Annotated in this window: 22 protein-coding genes; 15 read left to right on the top strand and 7 right to left on the bottom strand. The window is 48.5% G+C overall.

All coding sequences use genetic code 11. The features are described 5' to 3' along the window. Window positions 1-133: 133 nt before the first annotated feature. Entirely contained in the window at window positions 134-961 is an 828-nt protein-coding gene (locus tag ABID13_RS10555; protein WP_242849255.1) for a hypothetical protein, read from the top strand. Between the two features lie 15 nt (window positions 962-976). Then, window positions 977-1,495: a DUF6147 family protein gene (locus ABID13_RS10550; RefSeq protein WP_045091132.1), complete on the top strand. Its 519-nt coding sequence runs from the start codon at window positions 977-979 to the stop codon at window positions 1,493-1,495. A 64-nt stretch (window positions 1,496-1,559) separates the two neighbouring features. Here ABID13_RS10550 and ABID13_RS10545 read toward each other — a convergent pair whose 3' ends face one another. Further along, entirely contained in the window at window positions 1,560-1,802 is a 243-nt protein-coding gene (locus ABID13_RS10545; protein WP_007871250.1) for a TIGR03905 family TSCPD domain-containing protein, read from the bottom strand. Window positions 1,803-2,128: 326 nt separating this feature from the next. On the opposite strand from ABID13_RS10545, the gene ABID13_RS10540 reads away from it, so the two are divergent. The 4 genes from ABID13_RS10540 (at window position 2,129) to ABID13_RS10525 (ending at window position 6,376) form a co-directional block, all read left to right on the top strand. Beyond that, the gene (locus ABID13_RS10540; RefSeq protein WP_048930093.1) at window positions 2,129-2,821 is read left to right on the top strand and encodes a 5'-methylthioadenosine/adenosylhomocysteine nucleosidase; all 693 of its coding nucleotides are present in this window, start codon (window positions 2,129-2,131) and stop codon (window positions 2,819-2,821) included. Between the two features lie 123 nt (window positions 2,822-2,944). Then, window positions 2,945-3,799 (top strand): hypothetical protein, encoded by an 855-nt coding sequence (locus ABID13_RS10535; RefSeq protein ID WP_048930092.1) that lies wholly within the window; start codon window positions 2,945-2,947, stop codon window positions 3,797-3,799. Window positions 3,800-4,143: 344 nt separating this feature from the next. Further along, window positions 4,144-4,893 (top strand): hypothetical protein, encoded by a 750-nt coding sequence (locus tag ABID13_RS10530; protein WP_045091135.1) that lies wholly within the window; start codon window positions 4,144-4,146, stop codon window positions 4,891-4,893. A gap of 133 nt (window positions 4,894-5,026) precedes the next feature. Continuing rightward, a complete protein-coding gene (locus ABID13_RS10525) occupies window positions 5,027-6,376 on the top strand; it encodes a glucose-6-phosphate isomerase (RefSeq protein WP_045091136.1) in 1,350 nt (449 codons plus the stop codon). A gap of 117 nt (window positions 6,377-6,493) precedes the next feature. Here the strand turns inward: ABID13_RS10525 and ABID13_RS10520 are convergent, their stop codons facing one another. The 4 genes from ABID13_RS10520 to ABID13_RS10505 form a co-directional block, all read right to left on the bottom strand. Beyond that, complete coding sequence (locus tag ABID13_RS10520) at window positions 6,494-7,867, bottom strand: MATE family efflux transporter (RefSeq protein ID WP_048930091.1); 1,374 nt, start codon at window positions 7,865-7,867, stop codon at window positions 6,494-6,496. A gap of 72 nt (window positions 7,868-7,939) precedes the next feature. Beyond that, on the bottom strand, window positions 7,940-8,761 hold the full coding sequence (locus ABID13_RS10515; protein WP_048930090.1) for a MerR family transcriptional regulator: 822 nt from the start codon (window positions 8,759-8,761) through the stop codon (window positions 7,940-7,942). A gap of 3 nt (window positions 8,762-8,764) precedes the next feature. Beyond that, window positions 8,765-9,031, bottom strand: coding sequence for a hypothetical protein (locus ABID13_RS10510; protein WP_007871264.1), 267 nt, complete (start codon window positions 9,029-9,031; stop codon window positions 8,765-8,767). A 92-nt stretch (window positions 9,032-9,123) separates the two neighbouring features. Continuing rightward, the gene (locus tag ABID13_RS10505; protein ID WP_048930089.1) at window positions 9,124-10,002 is read right to left on the bottom strand and encodes a helix-turn-helix transcriptional regulator; all 879 of its coding nucleotides are present in this window, start codon (window positions 10,000-10,002) and stop codon (window positions 9,124-9,126) included. A 177-nt stretch (window positions 10,003-10,179) separates the two neighbouring features. Here ABID13_RS10505 and ABID13_RS10500 point away from each other — a divergent pair, with 177 nt between their 5' ends. The 3 genes from ABID13_RS10500 (at window position 10,180) to ABID13_RS10490 (ending at window position 13,880) form a co-directional block, all read left to right on the top strand. Next, window positions 10,180-11,589, top strand: coding sequence for a family 4 glycosyl hydrolase (locus tag ABID13_RS10500; protein ID WP_048930088.1), 1,410 nt, complete (start codon window positions 10,180-10,182; stop codon window positions 11,587-11,589). Window positions 11,590-11,840: 251 nt separating this feature from the next. Beyond that, entirely contained in the window at window positions 11,841-12,611 is a 771-nt protein-coding gene (locus tag ABID13_RS10495) for an SDR family NAD(P)-dependent oxidoreductase (RefSeq protein ID WP_007871269.1), read from the top strand. Window positions 12,612-12,782: 171 nt separating this feature from the next. Further along, complete coding sequence (locus tag ABID13_RS10490; RefSeq protein ID WP_048930128.1) at window positions 12,783-13,880, top strand: hypothetical protein; 1,098 nt, start codon at window positions 12,783-12,785, stop codon at window positions 13,878-13,880. Between the two features lie 144 nt (window positions 13,881-14,024). On the opposite strand, the gene ABID13_RS10485 is transcribed toward ABID13_RS10490, so the two are convergent. After that, a complete protein-coding gene (locus ABID13_RS10485; RefSeq protein ID WP_007871273.1) occupies window positions 14,025-14,210 on the bottom strand; it encodes a hypothetical protein in 186 nt (61 codons plus the stop codon). 176 nt (window positions 14,211-14,386) lie between these two features. On the opposite strand from ABID13_RS10485, the gene ABID13_RS10480 reads away from it, so the two are divergent. The 6 genes from ABID13_RS10480 (at window position 14,387) to ABID13_RS10455 (ending at window position 20,861) form a co-directional block, all read left to right on the top strand. After that, entirely contained in the window at window positions 14,387-14,578 is a 192-nt protein-coding gene (locus ABID13_RS10480; protein ID WP_007871275.1) for a hypothetical protein, read from the top strand. A 37-nt stretch (window positions 14,579-14,615) separates the two neighbouring features. Further along, window positions 14,616-16,007, top strand: coding sequence for an ABC transporter substrate-binding protein (locus ABID13_RS10475; protein ID WP_007871277.1), 1,392 nt, complete (start codon window positions 14,616-14,618; stop codon window positions 16,005-16,007). Between the two features lie 31 nt (window positions 16,008-16,038). Then, entirely contained in the window at window positions 16,039-17,013 is a 975-nt protein-coding gene (locus tag ABID13_RS10470; RefSeq protein WP_007871280.1) for a carbohydrate ABC transporter permease, read from the top strand. Then, window positions 17,010-17,849 (top strand): carbohydrate ABC transporter permease, encoded by an 840-nt coding sequence (locus tag ABID13_RS10465; RefSeq protein ID WP_007871284.1) that lies wholly within the window; start codon window positions 17,010-17,012, stop codon window positions 17,847-17,849. Before ABID13_RS10470 ends, ABID13_RS10465 begins: the two co-directional genes overlap by 4 nt. Before the next feature lie 70 nt (window positions 17,850-17,919). After that, window positions 17,920-19,917, top strand: coding sequence for a right-handed parallel beta-helix repeat-containing protein (locus ABID13_RS10460; protein ID WP_048930087.1), 1,998 nt, complete (start codon window positions 17,920-17,922; stop codon window positions 19,915-19,917). After that, window positions 19,917-20,861, top strand: coding sequence for an AEC family transporter (locus ABID13_RS10455; RefSeq protein WP_048930086.1), 945 nt, complete (start codon window positions 19,917-19,919; stop codon window positions 20,859-20,861). Before ABID13_RS10460 ends, ABID13_RS10455 begins: the two co-directional genes overlap by 1 nt. Before the next feature lie 96 nt (window positions 20,862-20,957). On the opposite strand, the gene ABID13_RS10450 is transcribed toward ABID13_RS10455, so the two are convergent. Next, window positions 20,958-21,554 carry a class II aldolase/adducin family protein gene (locus ABID13_RS10450; RefSeq protein ID WP_007871290.1) on the bottom strand — a complete coding sequence of 199 codons (597 nt, stop codon included), beginning with the start codon at window positions 21,552-21,554 and terminating at the stop codon, window positions 20,958-20,960. Window positions 21,555-21,578 lie beyond the last annotated feature (24 nt).

Raw genomic sequence — 21,578 nt, 5'->3', positions numbered from 1 at the left:
CCTCCTGAAGGTTATATTATGATGGGGAAAAACCCTGATCATAAACGTCTACTATTATAGTAAGCATTAAATGCAAAAAGTCAACCCTAAAGGCCAAGGGAACTTTAGGAGATTTGGTAAACAGAGGTGTCACGTGGGAGATTATAACAAAGATTCAGAACAGGACAAGTTCATAGACAACCTGCTTCAGGAAATTTCTGGATATTCAGACCAAGATCTTTTGGATGAATTTGAAGCGGCCTGCAATTTAAATGTTCCCCAGCTCAGCTCAGAGCCGTCCCCGGACGAGTTTGAGAAAATTTGGGCAAGGATCCAGGAGGAACGCGCTGAGGCAGAGAATTCAGATGAAAGGACAGAACCCGCGGATTCAAGGCACAATAAGATTATTAAAGGCAGGTTTGGCTGGAAACGCCTGGCTGCCATTGGGCTGATTGCTTGTTTGATGGCTGGCGGCGGTTGTATGGTGGCAATGGGGACGAAGTCTTATTTTTATCGGGAGCGGAAGGATACGATCGTTGATAATAATTATATTTTTAATAACGATATGAATAAAGTGGCAGTTAATGGAGAAGAAGAGGCATATGCTTTAATAGAGGAGAAACTAAATATAAAACCTATGAAATTAAGCTATATGCCAACCGATATGAGATTTATAGATGTTCAGACTGGTGAAGGGTTTGTGCATATGAAATTTACATGTGAAGATAAGTCTATTTATTTTATTCAATCAAAGTATGATAAGAGTGTCTCATATAATTTTAAATCTGATTCAACAATTGAAGAAGAGATAGGTGTATATAATAAGTGGTTAAGAATGGATTTGGATATAAAGAAAGAGATTCATCTTGATAATAGGGTAACATATGAGACTTCGATAATTACAAATGGTGCAAGTTACAGATTAATAGGAATGGTCGAAGAAGAAGAATTTCAAAAAATGGTAGAGGGCTTATCTTTATAAATACGGAGGATAAAAATGAAAAGAATTATTCGTTTATTAATGATTTCGATGTTAGTAACTGTTTTTGCTTCGTCAACTGTTTTTGGAATGCCTTATAATCCAAGCAAATATACTTCAGTAAATGAGGTATCAGCTTTATTGCCATCGAATGTCAAACAAAGTAGGGCAACTGAAAGTACGAAGACACGTGGCGAATTTTTTATGAGTGCGGATTTAGTAGTAAAGAATAATGGTAATGGGACAATTGGAGCACTTGCTATAGCTTTTACTTCGGTACCAGTGGATGAAGCTTATATATCTATCTACTTGGATCAGTGGGATGAAAAAACTGAAAGATGGCGTCAAGTTGATTACTATGAAGCAGAGTTTTATTCCAAGGATTATCCTGAGGGATTAGAGACGCCAACGATTGACATATCGTTTATAAATCAACCTAGAGGATACTACTATCGTTTAAGAGGCGTGTTTGGTGTAGTATATAATGGTGCTTTTGAAGCATTCAGCCCAACCACAGACGGCGTTTTACTAGACTAACACAACAAACCCAACCAAAAAAGGCAGGTCCGCGCGACCTGCCTTTCCCATATCCACAAACTTATTACTGTCCCTTATACTGCTTCAAGGCCCTGGCCAGCTGGTCCGGACAGGATGTGGGCCTTGGGCCGCAGTGAATGCCATCCAGCCGTTGGATGGCTTCATCTACATCCATGCCTTCAATCAGCCTGGACAGACCCTGGGTATTGCCTGAACAGCCGCCGAAAAACTGGACATTGGTAAGCTTGTTATCGTTTACTTCAAAGGATATCTCCCGTGAACAGACTCCTTGAGTTTTATATCGCATGTGTATTGCCTCCTGAAAATCAATTATGTATATCAGATTATGCCTTATGAACTGTGGAATGTCAAGTGTGAATAAGCTTGGCCCTTGAAAAACTGTACACTTTCGGTATAATAAAGGGGAGGTGCCCTTCAGGGGACAAGTATTGTACTGTATAAGTTTCGGTAATGACCACATCTGCTATCCAACCGGGATCAGATCTGTTAAGGTGGTTTGTGAATTGCTATGCCGTTTCTGTACAGAAACAATTCCGGCAGGGATATCATGCATGTGAATTTATGCATGTGGATTATGAAAACTTACGCACTATAGTACCAGAAGGAGGTTTTATGTTAGGTATCATTGGAGCCATGGATGAGGAAGTGGCTAAGATTAAGGAACAGCTTACAGATGTAGAGGTGGAGACAAGGGCTGCCATGGACTTTTATAAGGGCAGGCTGGGAGGAAAGGACGTGGTCGTGGTCCGGTCCGGTATTGGAAAGGTCAATGCCGCTATGTGTACCCAGATATTGGCGGATATATATAAGGTGGAGGGCGTTGTAAATACCGGAATAGCCGGTTCGCTGAAGGAGGAGATCGATATAGGGGATATTGTGCTTTCCAGCGATGCGCTGCAGCATGATATGGATGCAACCGGATTTGGATATGCAGTGGGCCAGATCCCACGTGTGGATACCCTGTCGTTTAAGGCGGATGAGAGACTGATACAGCTTGCCCAGGAATGCTGCGCTAAGGTGAATCCGGATATCCATACCTTTGTGGGGCGCATTGTCACCGGAGACCAGTTTGTCTCAGGAAAAGAGAAGAAGCAGTGGCTGGTGGATACATTTGCAGGGTTTTGTACGGAAATGGAGGGAGCGGCCATTGCCCAGGCATGCTACCTGAATTCCATACCGTTTTTGATTGTAAGGGCTATATCAGATAAGGCGGATGACAGCGCCACTGTAGATTATCCGGTATTTGAAGCCAAGGCAATCACACATTCCGTAAACCTGCTGACGGAAATGATCCGTTCCTTCTAAAATTATGTGGACCTCTGGGATGCAATTCCGGGAGGTCCCTTTTTTGCTTAAAGCATGTTTACTGTTGTGGACCTATAGTATAGTATTGGTGAAAATATTGGAACAAGAGGGGAACCGTTTACTATGGACAAAAAGAAAAGAAAGAATCTGATCATTGCAGGAGTGGCAGGTGTTATTCTGTTAGCTGCCATTGTGGCCGTTTTACTCCTCCATGTATTCCGCCTGATCACAGGTGAAATAAAATCAGATACCAGGTCTGACCAATATCTGGAACAGATGATAGGCGCAGCGTCCGCCGGGGACCGGAATGCCATGGACGCCCTGTGTTTGTCCCAGGGGGTATCAAAGAAGAGTATGGAAAAGGACATGCAGACTCTTTTGGAAGTGTGGGACGGTGAACAGGAATTTACTTATAAGAAAACAGGATATAATAGGAAGACAACAACTTCTAACGGTAAAAGGATAAAGACAATAACAGCTAATTATAAGATCACCACAGCAAGCGGGGAAAAGATGTCGGTCGTCCTCCGGCATGTTGAAAGAGATAACGGGGACAGCGGTCTTACGAATTTTGTTATCAGAACTGAGGAGTCATTAAAGCCAATTGGAACATTGGGAAGCATGGGAAAATGGAATGTAGTCCAGTGGTTTCTGTTTGTTTTTTCCATGGCAGTGTTTGGGGCAGCAGTGGTGTCTGCGGCCGATTGTTATAGGAATAAAATCAGATACCGGTGGGGGTGGATCGCCCTGATCATGCTTGTTTATGTTGCTCCGGGCTTTTCCTTGATGCTGGAGGATAGGAGAAAAGTACTGCGTTTTACATGTTCCGTTGCCTTGATGGAATTGAGTAAATATGTAGTCTACCCTGAGAATGGAGTGATGTTCAGCTTGTGTTTGCCCGCGGGTATGGGAATTTACTGGGTTATGAGAAAGCACCTTTTGGCAGAAAGATCCAGTCAGGGGAACATTCACCTGTGAGATGCGGTGCCCGGACAATCGGCCTAATCCGGCTGCCCAGGAAATTAGCCTAATCCAGCGGCCGGGACAACCGGTCTCCCCCAAAATCCCCCATCCCATCCCCCTTAAGAGAGGCTTAAACCATCAGCTTGTTCAAGAAAAATCTTACCTCTCAGAATCGATTTTTAGGAGAATTTGGCGAACGATTCTAGGGGTTCTCAACTTCCCAAATGAAAATCCGTTGCTATAATAGACCTTACCGGGAAACGCCTGACTGCAGGGGCATTTCCCAAACAACGGCCGCAGCCGTGAATAATATATAGAGTAACTGGAAGGAATCCGGGAAGAAGAAAGGGGATTTTACTATGATTAGCTTTTTACAAACAGGAAAGGCACTATACGTGCTGGCAGCAATCTGTCTGGCGGGGGTATTCAGCCGTCTGATAGCGGGGAGCTTTTACAAACGACTTATTAAAGAAAGTACCAATATGGCATTGACTAAGAACAAGTGTCTGCGTGGTTTGAAACAGAATGCAGAGGATACATATAGAATTAATCAGGGAATGAGCAATACACGTGTTTATCTGGAGCGCCAGATGTATGGCCTTCGCATGGCGGGAATGTCCGTCAGAGGGCTGGACAACCTGTCGGGGCAGCTTACACTTCTCTGCTTCCTGGCTGGCGGAACAGCAGCATTTCTCTCTTATTGGTATAGAAGTGATAATTATTATATAGTACTCTACGGCACCATCGGTATCCTGGCAGGAATGTTCACCATGCTGGTGGACTATGGGGTGAATCTGGAGGCCAAACGCCAGCAGCTTCTTACCTGTATGCAGGATTATATGGAAAATGTGATGTGGCCGAGAATGAACCGTGAAGGCGGCGCAGAGCATGTGCCCGCTGTTACAGCAGAGGAGGAGCGCAGGGATCCGGCGCCTGTACGCTCCATTACAAGAGACCGCCGTTCAAATAATAATAACAGGCGCGGGCTGGACCAGACCGCGGCAAGCAGGGAGAGACAGGAGGACAAGTCCAAGGACAACTGGCTGCAGGATTTGAATCCGGAACAAAAACGGATGTTGGGAGAATTGCTAAAGGAGTTCATTTCCTGAAATTAGGTCAGGGGGGTCAGAAAAAAATAGTAATATAAGTCAAAATATGTTATAATTTAAACGATAAGCGGCTTTACCGCAATAGATAGAGGCATGGTTTATCCATGGACATAAGAAAAGGAGAGCGCAAACTATGGGAAAGGAAATAACATTTGATTATTCCAAGGCAGCAGGATTTATTTCTGCAGAGGAGATGGCCAACTTTAAGACCACAGTAATGAGTGCAAAGGAGACCTTGCTCAATAAATCTGGAGCAGGCAACGATTTTCTGGGATGGATTGATTTGCCGGTGGATTATGACAAGGATGAGTTTGCGAAGATTAAGAAAGCGGCAGATAAGATTCAGAATGATTCTGATGTACTGCTGGTAGTGGGTATCGGCGGATCTTATCTGGGTGCCAGGGCAGCCATTGAATTTCTGTCACACAGCTTCTATAATGTGTTACCCAAGAGCGTTCGCAAGACACCTGAGATTTATTTTGTAGGCAACAGCATCAGCAGCAAATATATTCATGATTTAAAGCAGGTATTGGAAGGCAAGGATTTCTCCATCAATATCATTTCCAAGTCAGGCACTACCACGGAACCTGCGATCGCATTCCGCGTATTTAAGGAAATGCTCATTGAAAAATATGGAAAGGAAGAGGCTAACAAGCGCATCTACGCAACCACAGACAAGGCTAAAGGCGCCCTTAAGAATCTGGCGGATGTGGAAGGTTATGAGACATTTGTTGTTCCGGATGATGTAGGCGGGCGATTCAGCGTATTGACGGCAGTAGGCCTTTTACCCATCGCAGTGAGTGGAGCGGATATTGATCAATTGATGGAAGGTGCGGCTTCCGGACGGAAGAAAGCACTTGAAACCCCATATGAGTCCAACCCGGCCCTGCTTTACGCAGCAGTGCGCAACATCCTGCTCCGCAAGGGCAAATCCGTTGAGATTGTAGCCAATTATGAGCCAAGCCTTCACTACGTGTCCGAGTGGTGGAAGCAGCTCTATGGCGAGAGCGAGGGCAAGGACCAGAGAGGCATTCTCCCGGCGGCAGTGGATCTTACCACAGATCTTCACTCCATGGGACAGTTCATCCAGGACGGAGCACGTATCATGTTTGAGACAGTGATCAATGTGGAAGAATCTCCGGTTGAGATTCTCCTGAATAAAGAGGACGTGGATACCGACGGCATGAACTATCTGGCAGGGAAGAGTGTTGACTTCGTGAACAAGAGTGCCATGAACGGCACCATTCTGGCCCATACAGACGGCAATGTACCTAACCTGATGGTTAAGGTACCGGAGCAGAACGAGTTCTATCTGGGAGAACTGTTCTACTTCTTTGAATTCGCCTGCGGTGTGAGCGGTTATATTCTGGGTATTAACCCCTTTAACCAGCCGGGCGTTGAGAGCTATAAGAAAAATATGTTCGCACTTCTGGGTAAACCAGGTTTCGAGGCGCAGAGGGAAGAACTGCTTAAAAGGCTGTGATGGACCGTGTGTTTTAAGTAAATCATTTTAAGATAAAAGGCCGTCCTGTTGATGAGGTAAGTCAGCAGGGCGGCTTTTCGAGTCTTTTTTCGAGTCTTTTTCGGGGAAGGACTGCCGCTAGACCGCATTATCCCCCAACCGTAATCCGGTTACAGCAGCCCGGTCCGTCCGAATCTGCCGCAGAACAAATCCCATGGTATAGACTGCCATAAATCCTGAGACAGCGGGGGCAATGGAGCCGATCACAAACAGGTTGTCGGGGCAATATGTATAGGCCAGCCATATGAGAGGGATTCTCAGGGCCAGCGCCCCAAAGCAGCAGCTGATCATGGTGAACACTGTTTTGGACCGCCCGTTCATGAACCCATTGAGACAGAATACAAAGGATACTGCAAGGTAGTCAAAGCTGCAGGAGTGAAAAAATGGGATGCCTGCAGAGATGATATCAGGATTGGTGTTGAACAATCCGATCATGGTCTGGGGGGAAAGCTGTGCCCACAAAAAGAATAGGGAGGAGGCAAGCACAGAGAAACCAATGCCTGCGGCCAGGGACTGTCTGGCCCGTTCCGGTTTCCCGGCCCCGTAGTTATGTGCCGTGATGGCGGCCAGGGCGCTTGCAATGGAAGTGGCGGGCAGCATGGCAAATACGTCATATTTGCTGGCAATGCCCACGGCTGCCGCTGCATTCACCCCAAGACGGTTGGTGACCGAGGTCAGGTAGAGAAAGGAGAGGCGGACCATACATTCCTGGGAGGAGATGGGAATCCCCACCATGGCCAGCTCTTTTGCCAGCGACCGGTCAATACGCAGGTTTTTAAGGCTGAATGTAAAGATGAACCTGCTCCTGTTCAGATAGATAATGGAGCAGATCATACTGATGGACTGGGACAAGACAGTGGCCAGGGCGGTTCCCGCCACACCCAGCCCCAGGTATTTTACAAACATGATATCCCCGATGATGTTCAGCACACAGGACAGGGCAACAAAGTACATGGGTCTGCGGGAATCACCGTATCCTCTGAGGACAGCGCTGATCGCATTGTAGCCGCAGATGAAGAAGATGCCGTAAAAGCAGATGGTCACATAGTCATTGGCTTCCTTCAGGGAGGCGGCCGGAGTTTTAAGGGCGGCCAGGATCGGACCCTTAAAGGTCAGCATCACAATGGTCAGAAGAATGGCTATGACGGCAAATACGGATAATGTGGTTCCAATGGTTTTGCGGGTCCGGTCTTCGTCCTTCATGCCTGTATATTTCCCTACCATGATCGTGCTGCCTAGGGTAAGGCCGGACACCATGCTGGTGATGATCTGTGTTACCTGGGTTCCGGTGGATACGGCAGCCACACTCTCCGGCGCGCAGTACCAGCCAATGACCATCAGATCCACGGCGCCGTAAAGGGCCTGTATGATGTTGGCTATGAGAAAGGGAACTGAGAATTTCAGCAGCACACGAAATACATTTCCTTCTGTCAGCAGGTTGTCATTTTTCATTATCATCCACTCCTTGTATCATTGCTATAAATAAGATAAACCCTCCAGTTACTGGAGGGTCAATGGATTTTTTTAATAGTTCTGCTCAATGGGGATCTGGATCTCAGTGACATATTGGGAGGCATCATTGGTAAAACCGGCATCGATCAGCGTGATCTCCACAGAATCACCGCAGCACCGGTATCCGTTTTCAGCCATGTGATCCAAAAGCTTCATATAATAAGGAGCAGCTTCCGTATGGGTGCCTGTAAAGCGGATGGTCAGGTAATCCCCTGCCATCAGGTAATGCTCCTCACCATGGTAATGGTCCTCCTGCTCTAAAAGCACAAAGATACCGGAAAATGATTCAAAATGCCGCCTGACCAGTTCATGGGCCGATATGGAGACCCCCACCTTTCCCAGGAACATTACGGGTTCCAGCGTATTGGTCCGTTCCAACTCCCGAAGGGAGTACTCCAGATCATCGCCCAGGGGAATATTTTTGCGTAAATATGCAACCTGTCGCTGCCCAAAGTGCAGCAGCCGGATCATACCGGGCGGTGTATGGAGGGCATCTTCCAATGACTGGAGACGGTATTCCAGTTTCCGCTCCACCTGCATCAGTTGGCTGATGCGCACCAGCGTTTCCCTGTGCTGCTCTTCCAGGAGTGTCTGCATGACAGACACATCCCTGCTCTCAAAAAACAGAGCGATCTTTTTCAGGGACATGCCAAGGGCGCGCAGGTATTTGATGGTGTTCAGCCGTTCAAACTGGCGGGTAGTATAATAGCGGTATCCGGTCTGGGTGTCCGTGGTCTCCGGGTGCAGGATACCAATGTCATCATAATAGCGGAGCGTACGTATGTTGATTGAAAACAGTTCTGCAACTTCCCCGATGGTAAACAGATCCTTCACGTCTTATTCCTCGATCACCTGTATTTCAAGAAAATCAAAGTCAATGGTTTCGATAAAATTGTCCTGTGTAAAACGTGTTTTATCATGGAGCTGGAAATCCTTTACAGTGGAATCCAGCCACATGGGTTTTTCCAGATTAAATTCATAACAGATGGAGTCCAGGGAGTTAAATACCATCTGTGTCCTGGACAGGGAGTAGTCGGATATACATATGACCGTGTCCTGAAGCAGATGGTTGTCCTTCATTAGTTTTCCCCACATTCTGAACATAAGGCTTCTCCTTTACGGTTGATTCCCCGCCCCATAAGGAGCGGCGTTTGTGATTTAGTATATCATTTTATACCGGGTTTTAAAAGGATTTTTTAAAAAGCATGGTCCACATGCTGGGCGCTGTATGCTTTTCTGTATTTCATGGGCGAGGTCTGGGTATACCTGTGAAATACCCGCTCAAAATAGGTGATGGAGTCATAACCCAGGAGACAGGACACTTCCGTGATGCTCATGGAGGTGGCGGACAAAAGCTCCCGTGCGCGGCGTACACGGGCCATGTTGATATATTCATTGACCGTAAAGCCGGTGGCTTCCTTGAAGATACGGCTCAAATAGCATTTGTTTACATAAAACTGAGCGGCCACGGTTTCCAGGGACAGGTTCTTACTGTAGTTTTCCGTGATATAGGAGGCTGCATCATCCACAAGCCGGTGCTTGGGCTGGGTGGATACAGGAAGCCTGGATGATATGTGGGAAGGGCTGGAAAAATGCCGCTGGGCATGGATCAGAAGCCGGGATAGCGCCGACATGGCCATGTGCTGAAAGCCGGGCTTTTGTCCGTGCAGTTCGGAGGCCAGGGTATCCATAAGGGATTCCGCCAGAGGACGTCCTTCCTGGTCTAATTCCAGGATGCCTGTATGGGCGCTGAAAAAGCCGGACAGGGACATTTCCCCGGTAAGGGACAGAAAATCCCCAAAGGGGTGCTGGCTCAGGGAGATGAGGATCCGTTCATGGCTGCCGGTCCCGCACTGGCTGGTCTGGTGGATCCGGTTCCTGTCAATGAACACCAGACTTCCGCCTGTCACGTGATAGGTGGTCCTGTCAATGAAGTAGTAGCGCTCTCCTTCCACCAGATAATAGATCTCATAATCATCATGAAGATGCTTGCTGGGCATGGTAAAGCCAGGTTCCCGTAAAATGCGGTCAATGGCAATTCCGGGAATCCTCTCCCGGTAGATCATCTGTTCCATGGACACCTCCGGCTCCGTTCCTATAGAATTACCAGTTATTAAAAAATAATGGATAAACCAATAAGTAAATTTTGTTTGATAAAGCTTGTGATAAATCAATATATCATAAGACAATTATACTAAATTTATCTATAATGTCCAGTATAACATAACACCAGTGAAAGGACGGTATGTAACATGAGATATGAGGATAAAAGGGTAAATGACATCCGGATCGCATACATAGGAGGCGGCTCCAGGGGATGGGCCAGGACATTTATGACGGATCTGGCCATGGAATCTTCCATAAGCGGCACCATCAGGCTGTATGACATAGATGCGGAGGCTTCCATGGCCAATGAAATCATTGGTAACCGGCTGTCCCAACGCCCTGAGGCAGCGGGGAAGTGGACATATGAGACTTGCATGAGCCTGGAGGAGGCGCTGACAGGAGCGGATTTTGTAGTCATTTCCATTCTTCCGGGCACTTTTGATGAGATGGCGGTGGATGTCCATATGCCGGAGCGTCTGGGGATCTATCAGTCCGTGGGGGATACCGCGGGCCCGGGAGGTATGATCAGGGCACTGCGCACCATTCCCATGTATGTGGAGTTTGCCAAAGCTATCAGGGATTATGCGCCCCGGGCCTGGGTCATCAATTACACCAACCCCATGTCATTGTGTGTAAAAACATTGTACCATGTATTTCCACAGATCAAGGCGTTCGGCTGCTGCCACGAGGTGTTCGGCACACAGAAAGTCCTGAAGGGATTATTAGAAGATACCATGGGGCTTAAGGGTATTAACAGGAAGGATATCCGTGTAAATGTCCTGGGTATCAACCATTTCACCTGGTTTGACTATGCTTCCTATGAGGGGATCGACCTGTTCCCCATGTACAGGAAGTATGTGGATGAGCATTTTGAAGAGGGGTATGCGGAGCGCGATACCAACTGGGCAAATGCATGCTTTGCCTGCGCCCACAGGGTAAAATTCGACCTGTTCAGGCGGTACGGGCTGATTGCGGCGGCGGGTGACCGCCACCTGGCTGAGTTCATGCCGGGGGATGAGTATCTGAAGGATCCTGAGACCGTGGCGCGCTGGAAGTTCGGCCTGACCTCAGTGGATTGGCGGAAAGAAGACTTGGAAAAACGCATGGAGAAGAGCAGAAAACTTCTGTGCGGAGAGACGGAGATAGACTTAAAGCCCACAGGGGAGGAGGGAATCCTTTTGATCAAGGCGCTGTGCGGCCTGGAGCGGGTGGTGAGCAATGTGAACATACCCAATACAGGACTTCAGATCCCCAACCTTCCGGCCGGCGCGGTGGTGGAAACCAATGCCGTATTTGAGCGGGACGCTATCCGGCCGGTGCTGGCAGGCAGTGTGCCGGAGCCGGTAAAGGCCCTGATCATGCCCGCGGTGGAAAATCATGAAACCATACTGGAGGCTGCCCTGACCTGCAATGAGGAGCTGGTGGTGCAGGCATTTATGAATGATCCCCAGGTAAGGGGCAGGAACTGCAGGGAGGAGGATATCAGGAAATTGGTCCGGGACATGGTGGAAGGAACCATAAAATACCTGCCAAAGGCCTGGGCAGTCCGCAAGTAAAGATTGGAATCAAAAAAATATTGTTAAATAATAATACAATCAAAAAAAGTTTTAGTTAATAAACGGAAAAATAAGGAAAGGTCTTCCACGCTATACCATATAAATTCTGAATATATAAGAAAAACTACGCTGATAAATAATTAATTAACGAAAAAATCCTTATTGACAAATAAATATACGCGTCTATAATGGTAATCACGATGAGTTTTCTGAAAATTATTAATGAGATTGTGATGAGGGAGGATACGTGTATGCAGCATTTAAGAAGAATGGAAGACCGTGTTGTATTGCTCACAGGAGGCGGAGGCGGAATTGCCAGAGGCGTGGCCAGGGCATTTGCTGATGAGGGCGCCAGCATGATACTTACCGACATTTTCCCAGGAGGCATGGAGAAGACAAAGGAAGAGCTGGAGCGTGATTTTGGCACAGATGTGGTGATCTGTGTTGCGGACGGGGCCAGGGAGGATCAGGTAAAGGCTGCCATTGAAAAAGGCGTGGAACATTTCGGCAAGCTGAATGTGCTGATCAACAGCGCCCAGACTTCAGCTTCCGGGTTGACATTGGTGGAGCACACCCAGGAGGACTTTGACAAGGCCATTTATTCCGGACTGTATGCAACCTTTTTTTACATGAAGCATGCATTTCCTTATTTGAAGGAGACCCAAGGATCCGTGATCAATTTTGCATCCGGAGCAGGCATTTCCGGTAAGCCGGGGCAGAGTTCCTATGCGGCGGCAAAGGAGGGGATCCGCGGAATGTCCCGTGTGGCTGCCAATGAATGGGGGCCTTACGATATCAATGTAAATGTGGTCCTGCCTCTTGTGATGACGGATAAGCTGGCCCAGTGGGGACAGGAAAACCCGGAGATGTTTAAGAAGAACCTGGATGCCATCCCGCTGGGCCGGTACGGGGACGCACAGAAGGATATAGGAAAGGTCTGTGTATTCCTTGCAAGCTATGATGCCAAGTACATAACAGGGGATACACTCTTCATACAGGGCGGCGTAGGCATGAAGCCATAAAGGTCAGTCCCACCTGACCACATATCGCAGCAGTTCAGACATATTTCTGTCATATTTGAATTTTTTGTAACATCACTTGCTCCAAGGGGCTATTTGTAGTAAGCTATACATAGTATGGCTTTGCACAAAATTGTAAGATGTTACAAAAGTTCCCATAAGGAGGAAATGCAGGTGGGACCCGCAATTACAGATTATGTAAGGTTTCTGGCAGATGCCAGGGATGCAGTGTACCGTCTGAACTGTGACCAAAATACGGCAGCTCAGCTGGCAGATGAAGAGGAACATCAGGAACAGGAACTGGAGACAGCGAACCGGGCAGTGGCGGACGCTGTGAACCAGACTGTTAAGAAGCGGCTGGATGAGATTAATTCCAGCTATGATAAAGAGATTGCAAAGGGCCAGGAACGGCTTAAAAAGGCCCGGGCAAAACGGGAGAAGGCTAAGAATAAGGGTATGAAGGAGCGGATCGCTGAGGAGACCAGCGAACTGCGGGAGCATAACCGCGAACTGAAGCTGCAGATGAAGACTTTGTTTCAGAAGGAGCGGGTACCTGGGTTCTGCAACAGCACCTATTATTATGCCCTGTACGATCCCAGGGGCGTGAAGGAGTTCATGTTATTCTTTATGACCATTTTGGTCTGCTTCCTGGCTGTCCCCTGCGGGATCTATTTTCTGTTGCTGCAGCAGCGGCAGATGTGGTATCTGGCAGCGGTGTACTTTCTGGATGTGCTGCTGTTCGGCGGGTTATACGTACTGGTTGGCAATAAGACCCGCCTGCGTTATCAGGACGCTTTAAAGCGCGGCCGGGCCATACGCAACACCCTGCGCGCCAACCGGAAGAAGATCAGGGTGATCACCCATACCATCCAGAAGGACGGCAATGAAGACATATATGACCTTGAGAAATATGATGATGAGATAGCGTGCGTGGAACAGGAACTGTCCGAGATCACCACCAGGAAAAAGGATGCCCTGAACACCTTTGAGAGCGTCACAAAGAACATTATCTCAGACGAGATCGTGGCCAGCCACAAGTCCCATCTGGATGACTTAAAGCAGGCTTTGGAGGATACATCCCTGGCTCTCAGGAATCTGGAAAACAGCATTAAGGAACAGAATATCCGGATCACGGACACCTTTGGCCCCTATCTGGGGAAGGAGTTTTTGGAGCCGGACAGGCTATCCGAACTGTCCAGGATAATCCAAAGCGGAACCGCCTCCAATATCACTGAGGCGATCACTGTCTATAATGAAACAAAGCAGGCGTAACAGACGCCTGGAACTGTATAAGATCCAATATAAAGAAGAACAATAAATTCCCCCTGCAGCAGATGGTCCCGTATCATGGGACGGCCTGCTGCAGGGGGAATGTTTTTGTGTATTCCGATGTCTGTCCTGTCTATATTCTGTCGCTTATTCCCGGTCGCTGTCCTTCCTGGATGTTTCCTGCTCCTTCCTTAGCTGTTCGATGCCGCGGCGTATCAAATCCAAAGTGGCGGCGGAACGGCTGGGAAAGCGGTTTTCAAAGCGGAAATCATCAATCTGTCTGAGTAGATCATCATCAACAATTATCGTATAACGCGGTTTCTCTGTAGGCATAATCAAGTACCTCCTTAGTTCATATAATACCCAGGTTCATAGGTTCTGTCAAGCAAAAAAGGTTACTAAAAGAGGCAAAAAAGTGTGCCTTAAAAGCCTTGACAGGTTCAGAACCTATGAACTATAATTGAGACAGGTTCATAGGTTCTGAACTATTGAAAAAGGAGGTGATATTCATGGGTACCGGGCTAAAAAAATTGACCTTCGCAGTTACGCCTGATATTGAAGCCGTTTTGGATAAGGAAAAGAAAGAGCGGTTCTACGACCGTTCCAGGTCGGATATGATCCGTGAACTTATCAAGGCCGGTTTAAGGGGTGTAAAGAAAGAGAATGGGACGGCAGACGGGAACCATGAAATAAATACATAGAAACCCGATAAGAACAAATGTAAAGGAGAGGGACATTATGAAACGAAGACTTGCAGCAATGATGATGGCGGTTGTGTTGACAGGCGGCAGCGTGATGGGGTGTGCCGGCAGCGGGGGCTCTGCATCTGCACCGGATCAGGGGACGGCAGAGGCCGTATCGGCCCAGGCAGCAGGGGAAGCTGCACCGGCCGGTTCGGAAGGTGACCAGGAAGCGGATCCTGAGATCAAAAGTGATGTGACGTACACCCTGAGCTTCTGGCACGGTGCCACGGATGATGTGCGCCAGCAGATGTATGATCATGGGATCCAGCGTTTTAATAAGGCATATCCGAATGTTACGGTGGAACAGACCCGCCTGGACAGTGATGCGTACAAGACAAAGATCAAAACCGTCATGGGGGCAGGGGCCACGGATATCCCGGATGTATTTATGAACTGGGGCGGCGATGTGCTTAAGACATACATTGAATATGGATTAGTGGCTGATATTACGGATCTCATCGCACCGTATAAGGATGAATACTATGACTTTGAGTTCGGCATTTCCACCTTTGACGACAGGATCTATGGAATGGGGATCGGAATCGCGCCTTCCGTGATATTTTATAATACGGAGATATTTAACAAATTGAATCTGGAAGTACCTGCAACATGGGAAGAACTGGATGCCGTATGTGCCAGCCTGAAGGACGCAGGCTATGTCCCCTTTGCATTGGGGAATAAGAATAAGTGGCCGGGACTGCTGGAATATACCATGCTGGGTGTGAACCTGGGGGGAGAGGAGATGTCCAAGGGGCTTTCCAACAGGACCGTTTCTTTTGATAATGAGCATTTTATCGAGGCCGGACGCCGCATATCCGCGTTTTCTCAAAAAGGCTACTATCCGGACGGGACCAATGGAATCGACCATAATGCAGGCGGCAGCCGTATGCTGTTCTATAATGAAGTGGCGGCCATGTTTATCATGACCAATGGATTCCTGAGCAATTGTGTGGCTGAGGATGCAGAGTTTTATGAAAAGGTGGGCACCTTCCCATATCCGGCCTGCAATGACTCCGGGGAACTGGGCATTGTTGCCGGTGGAAATGTATTCTCCATCTCATCCCAGTGTGAATATCCGGAGATGGCAGCAGATTTCCTGTATTATCTCACCAATGCGGATTTCAGCCAGGACTATATTGACGCCGGAAACTGCTTTACAGGCGCAAAGGATGTAACGATCAGTGACCCGCTGGTCCAGGAACAGTTTGATAACCTGATCCAGGCCGACTGGACCCAGAATTTCTACGACCAGCAGTTTGTTGCAGAGCTGGGCGAAGCGTTCAAGGACTATACCCAGGCCCTTTACGGAGGTACCATGACACCGGAGGAAGCGGCCGCAGGTCTTGAGAAGGTAGCGGTTGAATGTTACGGAGAACTGAAACAGTAATCCGTTCATGCCTGTAAGTTAAGGAGGCCCTATGTCTGATCATACCAATGCCGCGGGGCTTGACATACCTGTTCAGAAAAAAGGCAGGACCATTTCGGTCAAGCGTATTCTGACCATTTTGGTATTTATAGCTCCAACACTGTTTTTTTATGGATTTTATAATGTTTTTGCCATTGGCAAAACAATCTATTTCAGTTTTTTGGACTGGAATGGTATAATGTCGGAAGGATGGGCCGGGTGGGACAATTGGGTCCGCCTGGTCCACGATCCCAATGTATGGAATGCCCTTAAGAACAACCTGATCTTAATGGTGACATCCATCTGTATCCAGCTTCCTGGAGCATTGATCCTTGCGCTGCTGATCAATTCCAGGCTGAAGGGGGTGCGGATATACAAAGCGCTCTGGTTTTTGCCCGTGCTGCTCTCCACATCAGCCACCGGTATTCTGTGGAATCTGATGTATGACCCGAATTTCGGCCTTTTGCAGGCCGTTCTTCGGGGAATTGGAAAGGGGAATCTGGTAAAGGGCTGGCTGGGAGAACCGGCATATGCGCTGCCGTGCGTTCTCATTGTTATATGCTGGACATTTATCCCCTTTTATATGATCCTTTTAAAAGCAGGGCTGACTAATGTGCCGGGGGAACTGATGGAGTCAGCCAAACTGGACGGGGCCAGCAGCTGGCAGTGTTTCTGGAATGTGACCTTTCCGCTCCTGCTGCCCACCATACGGACAGCCGCCCTGCTGAATATTGTGGGGTCCTTAAAGTATTTTGATCTGATCTGGATCATGACAGGGGGAGGGCCCAGCGGCGCCAGTGAGCTGGTCGCCACCTATCTCTATAAGCAGGGGATCCAGGGATGGAATATGGGATATGCCAGCGCCATTGCCAGCTTTTTGTTCCTGTTCTGCGGAACCTTTGCCATTGTGTACTATGGAGCAACCTCGGCCTTTGGAGAGATCGGCGGCGAGCGTTCCAGGAAATCAGGGAGGAGGAAGACAGGTTGAAAGACAATGCAGGTTTACTAAAAGGGATCGTCCGCGCGCTTCAATACGCCCTTTGTCTGATCATAACAGTCATCACCGTGTATCCCTTTATATTTATTATCATGACATCCTTTAAGACACAAAAGGAGTATTTTGGAAGTGCGTGGGGATTTCCAGCCTCCCTTTGCCTGGATAATTTCAGGCTGGTCCTTACCGGGGATTTTTTAAAGTATTTCCTAAACAGCATTATTGTGTGCGTTTCAGCGGTGGTTCTGGTGATCCTCTGTTCCACCATGGTAAGCTTTGCCATATCCAAGCTTCGTTTTAAAGGGGCAGAGCTGTTATTTGCAGTTATTATGATAGGGATGATGATCCCGGTCCATACGACCCTGATACCGATCTATGTGATTTCCAAGGACCTGAATATTTACAATCATCTGATCGCCCTCATCGGCCCATATGTAAGCTTCAGCATTCCCATCTCCACGGTTATCATCACCCAGTTTTTCAGGGATATTCCACACGAGATCGAGGAAGCGGCCATTATAGACGGGTGCGGATCATTTTCACTGTACGGACGCATTATCATGCCCCTGGCCAAACCTGCGGTATCCACGGTTGTCATCTATGACATTCTCCATACCTGGAATGAATTCATTTATGCAATGACGCTGGTGGACAGCAAGAACAGGATGACGCTTCCCGTGGGCCTTAAGAACTTTTACGGGGAGGCGGCAGTAAACATACCAGCCATTATGTGTGCTGTTTTTATCAGTTCACTGCCGGTGATCATTGCCTATTTCTCAGCACAGGAGCAGATATCCAACGGGTTGACCCAGGGGGCGGTGAAGGGGTAGGCGCGCCCGGTAAAGGGCGGATCATCCGGCGGACGGAACAAAACAGATATCATCTGGAGGAGGACTTATTATGGAATATTATGTATCTGCCAAGGGATCTTTGACAGGAGACGGTTCGAGACAGGCGCCTTTTTGCCGGATCACACAGGCAGCGGAAATTGCCCTGCCCGGGGATAAAGTGATCGTAGCACCGGGAATCTACCGGGAGTGTGTGAACCCTAAGCATGGGGGAACCTCTGACTGGGACAGGATCGTATATTGTTCCGAGGTCCCGGGAGCCGCGGTTATCAGCGGCGCTGAGGAGATAAAGGAGTGGACCCATGTAAAGGATGATACATGGATGACAAGGATTCCGGACGGATTCTTCAGCGGTTATAATCCGTACACCACAGAGGTATACGGAGACTGGTACCGGGGGCTGGGAAGAGTCAACCATGTGGGACAGGTGTATTGTAACGGTCAGGCACTCTATGAAGAGGACAGCCTGGACAAACTATATAGTGACGAACCGCTGGAATGGGCGTGGGATAGGGAATATTCCAGGCAGCACAAATGGTACACCGTGCAGGACGGAGACAGTACGGTAATCTACGCCAGGTTTCCGGACGGGACACCGGCGGAGAACCTTGTGGAGATCAATGTGCGGCGCAGAGTATTTTTCCCGGAACAGACCCATACCAATTATATCACGGTTTCCGGATTTGTTTTAAAGCAGGCAGCCACCCAGTGGGCACCGCCCACCGCATTCCAGGACGGACTGATCGGTCCCCACTGGAGCGTGGGGTGGATCATAGAGGACTGCGAGATCTCAGACTCCAGATGTTCAGGCGTCAGTCTGGGAAAGTGCTGGCATCCTTCGGATAACCGCTGGACAAAGGACCGTATTAAATCTGGAACACAGCTGGAGCGGGACCTGGTGCACTACGCGCAGCACACGGGATGGAGCAAGGAGACAGTGGGATCCCACATTGTACGCCGCAACAAGATATTTAACTGCGGACAGACAGGCATTGTGGGTCATCTGGGAGGGATCTTTTCACTGATCGAGGGGAATGAGATCCATCATATTAATACATACGGGGAGTTTTCCGGTTCGGAACTGGGCGGTATTAAACTCCATGGAGCGATCGATACCGTGATACGCCGCAATCATATCCACCACTGCCACAGGGGGATATGGCTGGACTGGCAAACACAGGGGACCAGGGTTTCCTGCAACCTGTTCCACGATAACCACGGGGAGGAGGACACCAGGATCAGTGAGGACCTGTATATTGAGGTGAGCCACGGACCTGCCCTTGTTGACAATAATTTGTTCCTTTCCAGGTTTGCGCTGAGGGAGCGTTCCCAGGGATTGGCCTTTGTCCACAATATCATTGCCGGTCCCATTGACATCGGAAGTTCGGAGGGCAGGTTTACGCCTTATCATTTCCCGCATGAGACTGATATCATGGGCTGCATGACAATTAACAATGGTGATGACCGGTTTTATAATAATATATTTATCCAGCCGGATCTGCCTGAGGAGAAAAGGCAGGTGCGCAACCCGGAGGTGGCCAGGCTGGTGGGTATGAATCCCCAGGTAAATATAGAGGCAGGGCTTCATATTTATGATGACTATCCACTTCACGATGAATATTATTACCAGTTTACAGATGAGGGCACGCCGGAGACCTCATGGGGACGCCGTTATGACTATAATAGCCATCTCCCCATGTATGTCAGCGGGAATGCATATTTTAACGGCGCCAAACCTTATGCAAAGGAACGCCTTAATTATGTGGACAGGGAGAACAGGATCTATTTTGAACTGGTTAAAAAGGAGGGAGCCTATTATTTCCGCACCAATCTCTATGACCATCTGCCTCAGATGGAGACAGAGTTTGTCTCCACGTCAATGTTGGGAAATGCCTTTGAGACCGAACAGCCATATGAGAACCCGGACGGTTCGCCGCTGCGCATAGAGGAAGACTTTCTGGGCATCAGACGGGGACAGCATCCCACACCGGGACCCTTTGAATACACAGGAGAGGGCCGGAATTTTAAAGAACTGAGAGTATTGCCGTAATGGAACATATCATATTCAGCCTCAATTCAGTCATACCTGTATTCATGGTAATGGGAATCGGCTTTTATTTAGGGAAAAAGAAGATATTGACAGGGGATTTTGTGTCACAGGCCACATCCCTGGTGTTTTATACCGCGCTTCCGGCCAAGTTATTCCTGGATGTATCACGCAGTAACTTCAGCGAATGCCTGGATATCAGGTTTACCGCCTATCTGTTGATCTGTACCTGCGTGTCCTTTGCAGTGGCATGGACTTTATGTGTCCTGCTGGTTAAGGACAGGACCGCTGTAAGCGCGGTGGTCCACAGTGCCTTTAGGGGGAATTTTGTGTATTTGGGCCTTCCGATCTGCCAGAGCATTCTGGGCAGGGAGTCTGTGCCGTCCACGATTATGGTGGTCACCTTTGTGCTGCCTTCCTACAATGTACTGGCTACGATCGTATTATCCTACTATGATCCTTTGGGCCGGAAGGTTAGCTGGAAGAAGATGCTTAAGGATATTTTGACCAATCCCATGATCGTGGCCATTCTTGCAGCCCTGCCCTTTTCCCTGATGCACATCAGCCTTCCATCCGCTGTGGACAAGGCCCTGTCTTATCTGGGGCAGCTTTCAACCCCCATGGCTCTTATTCTGATCGGAGCAGGAACCAGGCCCTCCGCCTTTGCGGGCAGGGGGGCATGGATCATGTTTGGGGCTGTCTATAAGGTAGTGGTCACTCCCCTTCTTTTTGCGGTTCCCATGCTGTGGCTGGGATTTAACCCGGAGCAGATGGTGACTGCCTTTGTGATGTTTGCGGTTCCATCAGCCATGAATGTCTATATTGTGACAAAAAAGATGGGGGGAGATGGTGAGCTGGGGGCTGCCGTTATTACGGTTTCCATGCTGCTTTCCGCTGTCACGCTGCCGGCAGGGATATGGTGGTTACGATTTATGGGAATGGCATAAGGGATTTTTGTGAGCCGCAGATCATACGTTCTGCGGCTTCTTTTATGCTTCATGATTTTTTCCTCAGATAAGAAGAAGGATGCGCCTTAAGCTCCGTTACAGGTGATGCAGCCCTGCCCGGTACAGTTCCCAGGCAACCCGGGCGCTCTCTTCCAGCTCCTCCAGGCAGTAGAACGCATCCATTACTGTTTTGCCGGGCACAACCGGACCATGGTTCCTTAACAGATATCCCTGGCTTTCATGGACACGTTCCCTGAATGCGGCAAACAGTGCATCGGAGCCAGGCTTTTCGTAGGGGACCAGTCCAACAGTGCCCAGCTTCATTTTCAGATAAGGAGTATGGTCCGGAATACAATCGTGCTCCGAAAGGTCAGGTACAAATGTCCACAGCACGGAGTAGGTGCTATGGGTATGGATCACGGCTCCAATATCCTCTGATTTCTCATAAAGAGCCAGATGCAGAGGCCATTCCTTGCTGGGCTTTTTACCGGACACAGGTGTTCCGTCCAGGCTGATTGCTGTAAAATCCTCTTCACTCATAGTGCCGAAGCAGGAACCGCTGGCACTGATATAGATAAGGTCATTGTGACGGAAACTCATATTGGCCGAGGAACCGGCCGTCTTTCCCCGCTGAAACAGGCTGTGGGCAGCCCATACAGCGGAGTTCAGTTTATCATGTAATACAGAATCCATTTTTCCCTCCAGATCATTATGTTG

The sequence above is a fragment of the Enterocloster citroniae genome, from assembly GCF_040545455.1.
Classification (GTDB): Bacteria; Bacillota; Clostridia; order Lachnospirales; family Lachnospiraceae; genus Enterocloster; species Enterocloster citroniae.
Note: the sequence above shows the minus strand (reverse complement) of the source record. Positions and strands in the feature narration are given on the sequence as shown.

Excerpts from the sequence above, each read along its gene's own strand:
- ABID13_RS10550 (WP_045091132.1), top strand. The coding sequence starts at position 977 with ATGAAAAGAATTATTCGTTTATTAATGATTTCGATGTTAGTAACTGTT.
- ABID13_RS10545 (WP_007871250.1), bottom strand. The coding sequence starts at position 1,802 with ATGCGATATAAAACTCAAGGAGTCTGTTCACGGGAGATATCCTTTGAA.
- ABID13_RS10540 (WP_048930093.1), top strand. The coding sequence starts at position 2,129 with ATGTTAGGTATCATTGGAGCCATGGATGAGGAAGTGGCTAAGATTAAG.
- ABID13_RS10535 (WP_048930092.1), top strand. The coding sequence starts at position 2,945 with ATGGACAAAAAGAAAAGAAAGAATCTGATCATTGCAGGAGTGGCAGGT.
- ABID13_RS10530 (WP_045091135.1), top strand. The coding sequence starts at position 4,144 with ATGATTAGCTTTTTACAAACAGGAAAGGCACTATACGTGCTGGCAGCA.
- ABID13_RS10525 (WP_045091136.1), top strand. The coding sequence starts at position 5,027 with ATGGGAAAGGAAATAACATTTGATTATTCCAAGGCAGCAGGATTTATT.
- ABID13_RS10520 (WP_048930091.1), bottom strand. The coding sequence starts at position 7,867 with ATGAAAAATGACAACCTGCTGACAGAAGGAAATGTATTTCGTGTGCTG.
- ABID13_RS10510 (WP_007871264.1), bottom strand. The coding sequence starts at position 9,031 with ATGTTCAGAATGTGGGGAAAACTAATGAAGGACAACCATCTGCTTCAG.
- ABID13_RS10505 (WP_048930089.1), bottom strand. The coding sequence starts at position 10,002 with ATGGAACAGATGATCTACCGGGAGAGGATTCCCGGAATTGCCATTGAC.
- ABID13_RS10500 (WP_048930088.1), top strand. The coding sequence starts at position 10,180 with ATGAGATATGAGGATAAAAGGGTAAATGACATCCGGATCGCATACATA.
- ABID13_RS10495 (WP_007871269.1), top strand. The coding sequence starts at position 11,841 with ATGCAGCATTTAAGAAGAATGGAAGACCGTGTTGTATTGCTCACAGGA.
- ABID13_RS10485 (WP_007871273.1), bottom strand. The coding sequence starts at position 14,210 with ATGCCTACAGAGAAACCGCGTTATACGATAATTGTTGATGATGATCTA.
- ABID13_RS10480 (WP_007871275.1), top strand. The coding sequence starts at position 14,387 with ATGGGTACCGGGCTAAAAAAATTGACCTTCGCAGTTACGCCTGATATT.
- ABID13_RS10475 (WP_007871277.1), top strand. The coding sequence starts at position 14,616 with ATGAAACGAAGACTTGCAGCAATGATGATGGCGGTTGTGTTGACAGGC.
- ABID13_RS10470 (WP_007871280.1), top strand. The coding sequence starts at position 16,039 with ATGTCTGATCATACCAATGCCGCGGGGCTTGACATACCTGTTCAGAAA.
- ABID13_RS10460 (WP_048930087.1), top strand. The coding sequence starts at position 17,920 with ATGGAATATTATGTATCTGCCAAGGGATCTTTGACAGGAGACGGTTCG.
- ABID13_RS10455 (WP_048930086.1), top strand. The coding sequence starts at position 19,917 with ATGGAACATATCATATTCAGCCTCAATTCAGTCATACCTGTATTCATG.
- ABID13_RS10450 (WP_007871290.1), bottom strand. The coding sequence starts at position 21,554 with ATGGATTCTGTATTACATGATAAACTGAACTCCGCTGTATGGGCTGCC.